At 47.2% G+C, this 13,015-nt stretch carries 6 protein-coding genes; all 6 read left to right on the plus strand.

Annotation, left to right across the window (positions count from 1 at the left end; all coding sequences use genetic code 11):
• Window positions 1-52 precede the first annotated feature (52 nt).
• The 6 genes from rpoB (at window position 53) to tuf (ending at window position 12,977) form a co-directional block, all read left to right on the plus strand.
• On the plus strand, window positions 53-4,153 hold the full coding sequence (gene rpoB / locus IEN92_RS03785; RefSeq protein WP_216160720.1) for a DNA-directed RNA polymerase subunit beta: 4,101 nt from the start codon (window positions 53-55) through the stop codon (window positions 4,151-4,153).
• 1 nt (window position 4,154) lies between these two features.
• The gene (gene rpoC / locus IEN92_RS03790; RefSeq protein ID WP_216160723.1) at window positions 4,155-8,417 is read left to right on the plus strand and encodes a DNA-directed RNA polymerase subunit beta'; all 4,263 of its coding nucleotides are present in this window, start codon (window positions 4,155-4,157) and stop codon (window positions 8,415-8,417) included.
• A gap of 176 nt (window positions 8,418-8,593) precedes the next feature.
• The gene (gene rpsL / locus IEN92_RS03795) at window positions 8,594-8,974 is read left to right on the plus strand and encodes a 30S ribosomal protein S12 (protein WP_068947691.1); all 381 of its coding nucleotides are present in this window, start codon (window positions 8,594-8,596) and stop codon (window positions 8,972-8,974) included.
• 161 nt (window positions 8,975-9,135) lie between these two features.
• The gene (rpsG, locus tag IEN92_RS03800) at window positions 9,136-9,606 is read left to right on the plus strand and encodes a 30S ribosomal protein S7 (protein WP_068320103.1); all 471 of its coding nucleotides are present in this window, start codon (window positions 9,136-9,138) and stop codon (window positions 9,604-9,606) included.
• Between the two features lie 27 nt (window positions 9,607-9,633).
• Entirely contained in the window at window positions 9,634-11,736 is a 2,103-nt protein-coding gene (gene fusA / locus IEN92_RS03805) for an elongation factor G (protein ID WP_215374662.1), read from the plus strand.
• Window positions 11,737-11,786: 50 nt separating this feature from the next.
• On the plus strand, window positions 11,787-12,977 hold the full coding sequence (gene tuf, locus IEN92_RS03810) for an elongation factor Tu (RefSeq protein WP_215374647.1): 1,191 nt from the start codon (window positions 11,787-11,789) through the stop codon (window positions 12,975-12,977).
• The last annotated feature ends 38 nt before the right edge of the window (window positions 12,978-13,015 follow it).

A 13,015-nucleotide genomic window follows, 5' to 3' on the forward strand; every position in this document is an offset into this window, starting at 1 on the left:
TGGTAGTGGCCAATCGCCAAATCTTTGTACAGTCGCTGAATTCGGAGATGAAATGAACTATAGCTTCACCGAACGCAAGCGAGTCCGTAAAAGCTTTGCTAAGCGAGTAAATAACCACCAGGTTCCGTACCTGATCGCAACGCAGCTGGAATCCTACGCTAAATTTTTACAGGCTGATAAGCCGGCAATGTCTCGTCTTACTGAGGGACTTCAAGCTGCCTTTACATCAGCATTCCCAATTGTGTCTAACAACGGCTATGCGCGTATGGAATACGTGTCCTACCAGTTGTCACAACCACCGTTTGACGTCAAAGAATGTCAACAACGTGGTTACACATATCACTCAGCCTTACGCGCTAAAGTTCGCTTGATTATTTATGATCGCGAAGCGCCGACTAAGGTTAAAGAGGTAAAAGAGAGCGAAGTCTACATGGGTGAAATTCCACTCATGACAGAAAACGGCTCTTTTGTGATCAACGGTACTGAGCGCGTGATCGTTTCTCAGTTGCACCGTTCCCCAGGCGTGTTCTTTGAACATGACAAGGGCAAGACACATAGTTCCGGTAAGTTGCTATTCTCAGCACGCATCATTCCTTACCGTGGTTCATGGCTCGATTTCGAGTTTGATCCAAAAGATATTCTCTATTTCCGCGTTGACCGTCGTCGTAAGATGCCTGTCACTATTTTGCTCAAGGCAATTGGTTTAAACAACGAACAGATTCTTGCAAACTTCTTCAACTTCGATCATTTCTCATTGACCGCTAATGGCGCATCAATGGAATTTGTTCCTGAGCGTTTGCGTGGCCAGTTGGCCAACTTTGATGTGCTGGATAAGAATGGCGTAGTCGTCATTCAAAAAGATAAGCGTATTAATGCAAAGCATATTCGTGAACTCGAGGCTGCTAAAACAAAAACAATCGCTGTACCAGACGATTATTTAGTTGGTCGTGTCGTTGCGCGCAATATTGTTGATCCAGATTCTGGTGAAATCTTGGCTTACGCTAATGATGAAATCACTGAAGAGTTGTTGGCTACATTGCGTGATGCAGGCATCAAGCAATTGGAAACTATCTACACCAATGATTTGGATTCTGGTGCGTATATTTCACAGACATTGCGTACTGATGAAACTGCTGATCAAACAGCAGCACGTATCGCCATCTACCGCATGATGCGTCCTGGTGAGCCTCCAACAGAAGATGCTGTTGAAGCCTTGTTCCAGCGCTTGTTCTACAGCGAAGATACATACGATCTATCTCGTGTTGGCCGTATGAAGGTTAACAGCCGTTTGAACCGTCCAGAAATGGAAGGCCCAATGGTTCTGTCAAACGAAGATATTCTTGACACCATTAAGTCCCTCGTAGATTTGCGTAACGGTAAAGGCGAAGTGGACGATATCGATCACTTAGGTAATCGTCGTGTACGTTGCGTTGGCGAATTGGCTGAAAACCAATTCCGTGCTGGTTTGTCACGTGTTGAGCGTGCGGTTAAAGAACGTCTCGGCCAAGCCGAAACAGAAAACCTCATGCCGCATGACTTGATTAACAGCAAGCCAATCTCATCTGCGATTCGTGAGTTCTTCGGTTCTTCACAGCTGTCCCAGTTTATGGACCAAACCAACCCACTTTCAGAAATCACGCACAAGCGTCGTATTTCTGCATTGGGGCCTGGTGGTTTGACCCGCGAGCGCGCAGGCTTCGAAGTGCGCGACGTGCATCCAACCCACTACGGACGTGTTTGCCCAATCGAAACTCCAGAAGGACCAAATATTGGTTTGATCAACTCACTCGCGCTATTTGCACGTTTGAATGAGCATGGTTTCTTAGAGACTCCATACCGTAAAGTTTCCAATAGCAAGGTAAGCGATGAAGTGGTTTACCTCTCTGCGATTGAAGAAGCTAAGTATGTCATTGCTCAGGCGAATGCAACGATCGACAAAAACGGTAAGTTGGCTGACGAATTGGTTTCTGCTCGTCAAGCTGGTGAAACCATGATGGTTAGCCCAGAGCGCATTGATTTCATCGACGTTGCTCCTAGCCAGATCGTTTCTGCCGCTGCCTCTCTTGTCCCATTCTTAGAGCACGATGATGCAAACCGTGCGTTGATGGGTGCGAATATGCAGCGTCAAGCAGTTCCTTGTCTGCGTCCAGATAAGCCATTAGTAGGTACAGGTTTAGAGCGTATTGTTGCCGTTGACTCTGGCACTGTTGTATTAGCAAACCGCGGCGGTATCGTGGACTACGTTGATGCAAACCGTGTTGTGATTCGTGTAAACGATGATGAAACTGCAGCTGGTGAAGTTGGTGTAGATATTTACAACCTCATCAAGTACACCCGTTCAAACCAAAACACCAATATCAATCAACGTCCAATCGTGAAGGTTGGTGATCGTGTTGCACGCGGCGACGTAGTTGCTGACGGCGCATCAACTGATTTGGGTGAATTGGCTTTGGGTCAAAACATGACTGTGGCATTTATGCCATGGAACGGTTACAACTTCGAAGATTCAATCTTGATATCTGAAAAAGTTGTTGCTGATGACCGTTACACCTCTATTCATATTGAAGAGCTGTCGGTTGTTGCGCGTGATACCAAGTTGGGTTCAGAAGAAATTACTCGCGATATCTCCAACTTGGCAGAATCACAACTCTCCCGTTTGGATGAGAGCGGTATCGTTTACATCGGTGCTGAAGTTGAAGCTGGTGATGTATTGGTTGGTAAAGTAACTCCAAAGGGTGAGACCACTCTCACGCCTGAAGAGAAGCTCCTCCGTGCGATCTTCGGTGAAAAAGCATCTGACGTTAAAGATACATCTTTGCGCGTTCCATCAGGAATGATCGGTACTGTGATCGATGTTCAAGTCTTCACACGTGAAGGTATTGAGCGCGATGCACGTGCACAGTCCATTATTCAAGAAGAATTACAACGCTATCGTTTGGACTTAAACGACCAGTTGCGTATTGTTGAGGGCGATGCCTTCATGCGTTTAGAAAAGCTGTTGATTGGCAAGGTTGCTAACGGCGGCCCTAAGAAATTAGCTAAAGGCACAAAGATCGACAAGGAATATCTTGCTGATTTGGATAAATACCATTGGTTCGATGTTCGTCCGGCAGATGATGAAGTTGCCTCACAAGTAGAAGCAATTAAATCTTCTATTGAAGCGAAACGTAAGCAGTTTGACGAAGCTTTTGAAGAGAAGCGCACCAAACTTACCCAGGGCGATGATTTACAGCCTGGCGTAACCAAGATGGTTAAGGTGTACTTGGCAGTGAAGCGTCGCTTGCAGCCTGGTGACAAGATGGCTGGTCGTCACGGTAATAAGGGCGTGGTTTCTAAAATCGCTCCTGCCGAAGATATGCCATTTATGGCTGACGGACGTCCAGTAGATATCGTCTTGAACCCATTGGGTGTTCCTTCCCGTATGAACGTTGGCCAGATTCTGGAAACCCACTTAGGTTGGGCTGCCCAAGGTATTGGTAAGCGTATCGACGAGATGGTTCGTGAACAAGCTAAGCAAGCTGAACTGCGTAAGTTCTTGAAACAGCTTTACAACGAAACCGGCCGCATTGAAGATATCGACAACTTCACTGATGAGCAAATTACTGTTTTGGCTGAAAATCTCCGCCAAGGTTTGCCATTTGCTACTCCAGTGTTTGACGGTGCTACAGAAGCAGAAATCGGACGCATGCTCGAGTTGGCTTATCCACAAGATGTTGCGACATCTTTGAAGATGACACCATCACGTCAGCAAATGATTCTGTGCGATGGCCGCACTGGCGATCAGTTTGAGCGTCCAGTGACTGTCGGTGTAATGCATGTCTTGAAACTCCACCACTTGGTTGATGACAAGATGCATGCTCGTTCAACTGGACCTTACTCTCTGGTAACGCAACAGCCATTGGGCGGTAAAGCCCAGTTTGGTGGTCAGCGCTTTGGTGAGATGGAAGTTTGGGCCCTCGAAGCATACGGCGCTTCATATGTCTTGCAGGAAATGCTGACAGTGAAGTCCGATGACGTCGCAGGCCGTACCAAGGTTTACGAAAACATCGTCAAGGGCGAGCACACGATTGATGCTGGCATGCCCGAATCCTTCAACGTGCTGGTAAAAGAAATCCGTTCGTTGGGTATTGACATTGACATGGAGCGCAACTGATATGAAAGCATTGCTCGATTTATTTAAGCAAACGCAGGGTGATGAGCAGTTTGATGTCATCAAGATTGGCCTTGCATCTCCTGAGAAGATTCGTTCATGGTCTTTTGGTGAAGTACGCAAACCAGAAACCATCAACTATCGGACTTTTAAGCCCGAGCGTGATGGTTTGTTCTGCGCCAAGATTTTTGGACCAACCAAAGACTACGAGTGCTTATGCGGCAAGTACAAACGCTTAAAGTTCCGTGGCGTCATCTGCGAGAAGTGCGGCGTTGAAGTAACCCTCGCTAAGGTACGTCGTGAGCGCATGGGCCACATTGAGTTGGCAGCCCCTGTAGCGCACATCTGGTTCTTGAAGTCCTTGCCATCCCGTTTGGGCATGGTTCTCGATATGACCTTACGTGATATCGAGCGCGTTCTTTACTTTGAAGCATATGTAGTGGTTGATCCTGGCATGACTCCTGAAGGCGCGATGAAGCGTGGTCAGATCATGTCTGAAGATGAATACATTGCTAAGACTGAAGAGTATGGTGACGGTGCATTTACTGCCATCATGGGCGCGGAAGGTATTCGTGATCTCCTGCGTTCGATTGATATCGATCGTGAAGTAGAGACCATTCGTGCTGAATTGAAAGCCACTGGTAGCGATGCCAAGATCAAGAAATACGCCAAGCGCTTAAAAGTGCTCGAGGCGTTCCAGACTTCAGGTATTAAGCCTGACTGGATGATCATGGAAGTATTGCCAGTATTGCCACCTGAATTGCGCCCATTGGTGCCATTGGATGGCGGTCGCTTTGCTACCTCCGATTTGAACGACCTCTATCGTCGTGTAATCAACCGTAACAACCGTTTGAAGCGTTTGTTGGAGTTGCGCGCACCAGAGATCATCGTTCGTAACGAAAAACGGATGTTGCAAGAAGCGGTTGACTCATTGCTCGATAACGGTCGTCGCGGTAAGGCTATGACTGGCGCTAATAAGCGTCCTCTCAAGTCCTTAGCTGAGATGATTAAAGGTAAGAGCGGTCGTTTCCGTCAAAACTTGTTGGGTAAACGGGTTGACTACTCTGGTCGTTCAGTCATCGTGGTTGGCCCTACATTGAAATTACATCAGTGCGGCTTACCAAAATTGATGGCTTTGGAATTGTTCAAGCCATTCATTTTTAACAAGCTTGAGACTTTAGGAATTGCAACCACGATTAAGGCTGCGAAGAAAGAAGTTGAAAGCCAGACTCCAATCGTTTGGGACATTCTCGAAGAAGTGATTCGTGAACATCCAATCATGTTGAACCGTGCGCCTACATTGCACCGTCTCGGTATTCAGGCTTTCGAGCCAATGCTGATTGAAGGTAAAGCGATCCAATTGCACCCATTAGTCTGCGCGGCATTTAACGCTGACTTTGACGGTGACCAAATGGCGGTTCACGTTCCTTTGTCGCTCGAAGCGCAAATGGAAGCACGTACTTTGATGTTGGCTTCGAACAACGTATTGTTCCCAGCTAACGGCGAGCCATCAATCGTTCCTTCACAGGACGTGGTGTTGGGTCTGTACTACGCTACACGTGACAAGATCAACGGTAAAGGCGAAGGCATGGTTTTCGCCAACATTACTGAAGTAGTACGCGCATACGAAGCAGGTCAAGTTGAATTGGCTTCTCGTGTTGCAGTGCGTATTACTGAGTATGAGATCGTGGATAAGAAAGCAGAAGGCGATGCGCGTTTTGCTGAGAAGACCAAGATCTATCAAACATCAGTTGGCCGTGCCATCTTGTCTGAGATTTTGCCAAAAGGCATGTCTTTCGAGGAAATTAACAAGCCTTTGAAGAAAAAAGAGATCTCACGTTTGATCAACACATCATTCCGTAAGTGCGGTTTGCGCGAAACAGTGATTTTTGCTGACCGCCTCTTGCAGTCTGGTTTCCGTTTGGCAACAAATGCTGGTATCTCGGTTGCGATTGATGATATGTTGATCCCAAGCTCTAAAGAGCGCATCATCACCGAGGCTTCTGCCAAAGTTAAGGAGTATGACAAGCAGTTCATGTCAGGCCTCGTAACTAATCAAGAACGTTATAACAACGTGGTTGATATTTGGGGTGCCGCAGGCGACCAAGTTGGTAAGGCGATGATGGATGAGTTGTCACACGTTGACGTGCTCGACCGTAACGGTAAGACTGTTCGTCAAGAATCCTTTAACTCCATCTACATGATGGCGGATTCTGGCGCACGTGGATCTGCAGCGCAGATTCGTCAGTTGGCTGGTATGCGTGGTTTGATGGCTAAGCCTGATGGCTCCATCATTGAAACCCCAATTACTGCGAACTTCCGTGAAGGTTTGAACGTATTGCAGTACTTCATCTCAACCCACGGTGCTCGTAAAGGTCTGGCTGATACCGCGTTGAAGACAGCGAACTCTGGTTACTTGACACGTCGTTTATGCGACGTAACTCAAGACCTCGTGGTGATTGAAGAAGATTGCGGCGCAACTTCTGGTGTAACGATGAAGGCGCTTGTTGAAGGCGGCGAAATTATCGAAGCATTGCGCGATCGTATTTTGGGTCGTGTATGTATCGGTGACATCGTTCATCCTGACACACAAGAAGTCATCGTTCCTAATGACACATTGCTCGACGAAGATCATGTTGATCAAATCGTGGCATTGGGTATCGATGAAGTTAAAGTTCGCACAGTATTGTCATGCTTAACTCGCTTTGGCTTGTGCGCTAAGTGCTACGGACGTGATCTCGGTCGCGGTGGTTTGGTGAACGTTGGTGAAGCAGTTGGTGTTATCGCTGCTCAGTCCATCGGTGAGCCAGGCACACAGTTGACTATGCGCACCTTCCACATTGGTGGTGCAGCGTCACGAGCCTTGGTTGCAAGCAATATCGAAGCTAAGTCTAACGGTGCTTTGAAGTTCTCCGGCACGATGCGTGTTGTGAAGAACGCGAAGGGTGAGCAGATCGTGATTTCACGTTCTGGTGAGGCCTTGATCGTTGATGAGAATGGTCGTGAGCGCGAGCGTCATAAAGTACCTTACGGTGCAACGCTCTTGTTGAAAGAAGATGCAGCGGTTAAGGCTGGCGCAAGTTTAGCGACTTGGGATCCATTAACCCGTCCGATTATTTCTGAGTACGCTGGTATTGCTCGCTTCGACAACGTTGAGGAAGGCGTGACCGTTGCTAAGCAGGTTGACGAAGTGACTGGTCTTTCCACCTTGGTGGTAATTGACGGTAAGCGTCGTTCTGCAGCAAGCAAAGGCGTTCGCCCAATGATCAACTTAGTTGATGACAAGGGTAACGAAGTCATGATCGCTGGTACTGATCATCCGGTAAACATTGGCCTCCAAGTAGGTGCTTTGATTACAGTTAAAGATGGTCAGAAAGTTGAAGTCGGTGAAGTATTGGCTCGTATTCCAATCGAATCACAGAAGACTCGCGACATTACCGGTGGTTTGCCACGCGTTGCAGAATTGTTCGAAGCTCGTTCACCTAAAGACGCAGCTGTCTTGGCAAAAGTGACTGGAACAGTTTCCTTTGGTAAAGAAACCAAAGGTAAACAACGTTTGGTCATTACCGATATGGATGGCGAAGCTAATGAATTCTTGATTCCTAAAGAGAAGCAAGTTCTCGTTCATGATGGTCAAGTTGTGAACAAGGGTGAGATGATTGTGGAAGGCCCTGCTGATCCACATGACATCTTGACTCTCAAAGGCATCGAAGAGTTAGCAATTTACATCGTTGACGAAGTTCAAGACGTTTATCGTCTCCAAGGTGTGAAGATCAATGACAAGCACATTGAAGTCATCGTGCGTCAGATGTTGCGTCGTGTTCAGGTGACTGATCCAGGCGATACATCCTTCATTACTGGTGAGCAGGTTGAGCGTTCTAAGCTGTATGACGCAAACGATGCCGTGATTGCCCAAGGTAAGCACCCAGCTCAGTTCGATAACGTGTTGCTCGGTATTACTAAGGCATCCTTGTCGACTGACAGCTTCATTTCAGCGGCTTCTTTCCAAGAAACCACCCGTGTATTGACCGAAGCCGCAATTATGGGCAAGACCGATACACTCCGTGGCCTCAAGGAAAACGTCATTATTGGTCGCTTGATCCCTGCTGGTACCGGCTTGTCTTACCGCCGTGCACGCAAGGTCAGAGAGCAATTTGAACGTGATCGCGCTCAAATGATCGCTGCCGAAGAAGAAGCAATGGCTAGCATGCCTGTAGAAATTGAGGCTGAAGTCGTCGCTCCTGCTGGGGAGGCGGATCCGAGCTAATTTGGTAATTCTGGCCAGAAATGGCCAGTTTTTTCCTTCGAGGTTGACGGAAAAGGCTGGCCAAGCTAGAATGCTGAGTTCTACTGATTCAGAAGAGGGTCTTTTTGACCTAGAAATACTCTAAGTCATTGATTTTCTTGAAGAAAGCAACAAAGAAGTACTAACCGAGCTATTTTATGCCAACAATTAATCAATTATTACGCAAGCCAAGAACAAGGCTTACCGTTAAAAGCAAGAGCCCTGCGCTGCAAAACAGTCCGCAGCGCCGTGGTGTATGTACACGTGTGTACACAACCACTCCTAAAAAGCCTAACTCTGCGCTGCGTAAAGTAGCTAAAGTTCGCTTAACCAATGGTTTTGAAGTGATTTCATACATTGGCGGTGAAGGTCATAACCTCCAGGAACACTCAGTTGTGTTGATCCGCGGTGGTCGTGTAAAGGACTTGCCAGGTGTGCGTTACCACATCGTTCGCGGTTCTTTGGACTTGCAAGGTGTTAAAGATCGTAAGCAAGCCCGTTCTAAGTACGGTGCCAAGCGCGCTAAGAAAGCTGCTTAATTTTTTAATAATTAAGCGGTAAAAGTTTTTGCAGTAAGTCATTTTTGCCAGACTTTAAAGGCAAGTAAGTGGTTGTTCCGTCTGGGAATTTTCTTGGATAGTAGGGCAACCGGAGTGGGTGATTCATGTGAAGCACCCCTAACTGAACTGAAGGAGTAGTTATGCCACGTCGTCGTGAAGTTCCCAAACGGGAAATTTTGCCGGATCCAAAATTCGGTAATGTAGAAGTCGCTAAATTCATGAACGTCCTCATGTTGGACGGTAAGAAATCGGTTGCAGAGCGTATCGTTTACGGTGCCTTTGATCACATCGAGAAAAAAGCAAATAAAGAACCACTCGAAATTTTTTCAACAGCCATGGGCAACGTTAAGCCAATGGTTGAGGTAAAGAGCCGTCGTGTTGGTGGTGCTAACTATCAAGTTCCTGTTGAAGTTCGTCCATCACGTCGTTCCGCTTTGGCAATGCGCTGGTTGCGCGAAGCCGCTAAGAAGCGTGGCGAGAAATCGATGGCTCAACGTTTGGCCAATGAATTATTAGAAGCTGCAGAAGGTCGCGGCGGAGCAATGAAGAAGCGTGAAGAAGTTCACCGTATGGCAGAAGCTAACAAAGCTTTCTCACATTTCCGCTTCTAATCGAATAGTCAAGAAAAGGCATAAACAGTGGCACGTAAAACCCCCATCGACAAATACCGCAACATCGGTATTTCTGCGCACATTGACGCAGGTAAGACAACAACTACAGAACGCGTTTTGTTCTACACCGGTGTTAACCACAAAATCGGTGAAGTGCATGATGGCGCGGCTACCATGGACTGGATGGAGCAAGAGCAAGAGCGTGGTATCACGATTACTTCCGCTGCTACAACCACTTTCTGGAAGGGTATGGCAGGCAATATGCCTGAGCACCGTATCAACATTATTGATACCCCAGGACACGTAGACTTCACGATTGAAGTTGAGCGTTCAATGCGCGTTTTGGATGGTGCTTGCATGGTTTACTGTGCGGTAGGCGGTGTGCAGCCACAATCTGAAACTGTTTGGCGTCAAGCGAACAAGTATCAAGTTCCCCGTTTGGCATTCGTAAACAAGATGGACCGTACTGGTGCGAATTTCTTCAAGGTCTATGACCAGATGAAGACTCGCCTCAAAGCGAACCCAATCTTGATTCAAATTCCAATCGGTGCTGAAGAAAACTTCAAAGGCGTTGTGGATTTGGTGAAGATGAAGGCCATCTATTGGGATGAGGCTTCTCAGGGCACCAAGTTTACCTACGAAGACATTCCCGCAGAGTTGCAAGCTTCCGCTGAAGAGTGGCGCGAGAAGATGCTCGAAGCTGCTGCAGAGAGTTCAGAAGAATTGATGGAAAAATATCTCGGCGGCGAAGGCTTGACCGAAGACGAAATCAAAGCAGCATTGCGTCAACGTACTATCGCCAATGAAATCGTTCCAATGTTGTGCGGAACTGCGTTTAAGAACAAAGGCGTTCAGGCGATGTTGGATGCGGTGGTTGAGTTGTTGCCATCCCCATTAGATGTCCCACCAGTTCCTTGTGAATTGGAAGACGGTACCCCTGCAGAACGTAAAGCTGCTGATGATGAGAAATTCTCTGCATTGGCATTTAAGATCATGACCGACCCATTTGTTGGTCAGCTCATCTTCTTCCGCGTTTACTCAGGCGTAATGAAGTCTGGAGACACCATCTACAACCCAATCAAGGGCAAGAAAGAGCGTGTTGGCCGTTTGTTGCAGATGCATGCAAACCAACGTGAAGAAATTAAAGAAGTTTATGCAGGCGATATCGCTGCTGCAGTTGGTCTGAAAGACGCAACTACTGGCGAAACATTGTGTGATCCAGATAGTATTGTGATTTTGGAGCGCATGGTATTCCCAGAGCCAGTGATCTCTCAAGCAGTTGAGCCAAAGACAAAAGCCGACCAAGAAAAAATGGGTCTTGCTTTGAATCGCTTGGCACAAGAAGATCCATCTTTCCGTGTAAAGACTGATGAAGAATCAGGCCAAACTATTATTTCCGGTATGGGCGAGCTCCACTTGGAAATTTTGGTTGACCGCATGAAGCGTGAGTTCAGCGTTGAAGCAACTGTTGGTAAGCCACAAGTTGCTTATCGTGAAACGATTCGCAAGGTTTGCGAAGAGATTGAAGGTAAGTTCGTTAAGCAGTCTGGTGGTCGTGGTCAATACGGTCACGTGGTATTGAAGTTAGAGCCACAAGCCCCAGGCAAAGGTTTTGAATTCGTTGACGCAATTAAGGGTGGTGTGGTTCCACGTGAATACATCCCTGCAGTTGAAAAAGGCATTATCGAAACATTGAACTCTGGTATTTTGGCTGGTTATCCAGTGGTAGATATCAAAGCGACATTGTTCTTCGGTTCATACCATGACGTTGACTCTAACGAAAACGCATTTAAGATGGCAGGCTCAATGGCGTTCAAGGACGGTATGCGTAAAGCATCTCCGGTGTTGCTTGAGCCAATGATGGCTGTTGAAGTAGAAACACCAGAAGATTTCATGGGCAACGTAATGGGCGACCTCTCATCACGTCGCGGTATTTTGCAAGGTATGGATGACATTCCAGGCGGCGGCAAGATTGTTCGCGCTGAAGTGCCATTGGCAGAGATGTTTGGTTACTCAACTGGCTTACGCTCGTTGACCCAAGGTCGCGCTACTTACACCATGGAATTTAAGCATTATTCCGAAGCACCAAAGAACGTTGCTGAAGCAGTCATGGCTGCTAAAGCGAAGTAATTTATCCACATTAATTTTGAATATTGACTAGCTAAAGAAGGCAGACAAAAATGGCAAAAGAAAAGTTCGAGCGGACAAAACCGCACGTAAACGTAGGCACCATCGGTCACGTTGACCACGGTAAAACGACTTTGACAGCAGCAATCGCAACCGTGCTCTCAAAAGCATTTGGTGGCGAAGCTAAAGCATACGATCAGATCGATGCTGCTCCAGAAGAAAAAGCCCGCGGTATTACGATTAATACAGCGCACGTTGAGTATGAGACAGCGAATCGTCACTACGCTCACGTAGATTGCCCAGGACATGCTGACTACGTTAAGAACATGATTACTGGTGCTGCGCAGATGGACGGTGCAATTTTAGTTTGCTCTGCTGCTGACGGCCCAATGCCACAAACGCGTGAGCACATCCTCTTGGCACGCCAAGTTGGTGTTCCTTACATCATCGTATTTTTGAACAAGTGCGATATGGTGGATGATGCTGAGTTGTTAGAACTCGTAGAAATGGAAGTTCGTGAACTTCTGTCTAAATACGACTTCCCAGGCGATGACACACCAATCGTGCAAGGTTCTGCTAAGTTAGCCCTTGAAGGCGACGAAGGTCCATTGGGTAAAGAAGCCATCATGAAGTTGGCTGAAGCATTGGACTCTTACATCCCAACTCCAGAGCGTGCTATTGATGGCGCGTTCTTGATGCCAGTAGAAGACGTGTTCTCTATCTCCGGTCGCGGTACTGTAGTGACTGGTCGTATTGAGCGCGGTATCGTTAAAGTAGGCGAAGAGATCGAAATCATCGGTATCAAGCCAACACTCAAGACTACTTGTACTGGTGTTGAAATGTTCCGCAAATTGCTCGACCAAGGTCAAGCAGGCGATAACGTTGGTATCTTATTGCGCGGTACAAAACGTGAAGAAGTTGAGCGTGGCCAAGTATTGGCTAAGCCAGGTTCAATCACTCCACATACTCACTTTACAGCCGAGGTTTATATCTTGGGTAAAGACGAAGGTGGTCGTCATACTCCGTTCTTTAACAACTATCGTCCCCAGTTCTACTTCCGTACAACGGACGTAACTGGTTCAATCGAGTTGCCAAAAGACAAAGAGATGGTGATGCCTGGTGATAACGTCACCATTACCGTCAAACTCATCGCGCCAATCGCGATGGAAGAAGGTTTACGTTTTGCGATCCGTGAAGGTGGCCGTACTGTTGGCGCCGGCGTGGTTGCAAAGATTTTGGCTTAAGGAAGTAGAAGTAAATAATATTTAGCGGTTTGCTAACC

It is taken from the genome of Polynucleobacter sp. MWH-Creno-3A4 (assembly GCF_018881885.1).
Taxonomy (GTDB): Bacteria; Pseudomonadota; Gammaproteobacteria; order Burkholderiales; family Burkholderiaceae; genus Polynucleobacter.

Excerpts from the sequence above, each read along its gene's own strand:
- rpoB (WP_216160720.1), top strand. The coding sequence starts at position 53 with ATGAACTATAGCTTCACCGAACGCAAGCGAGTCCGTAAAAGCTTTGCT.
- rpoC (WP_216160723.1), top strand. The coding sequence starts at position 4,155 with ATGAAAGCATTGCTCGATTTATTTAAGCAAACGCAGGGTGATGAGCAG.
- rpsL (WP_068947691.1), top strand. The coding sequence starts at position 8,594 with ATGCCAACAATTAATCAATTATTACGCAAGCCAAGAACAAGGCTTACC.
- rpsG (WP_068320103.1), top strand. The coding sequence starts at position 9,136 with ATGCCACGTCGTCGTGAAGTTCCCAAACGGGAAATTTTGCCGGATCCA.
- tuf (WP_215374647.1), top strand. The coding sequence starts at position 11,787 with ATGGCAAAAGAAAAGTTCGAGCGGACAAAACCGCACGTAAACGTAGGC.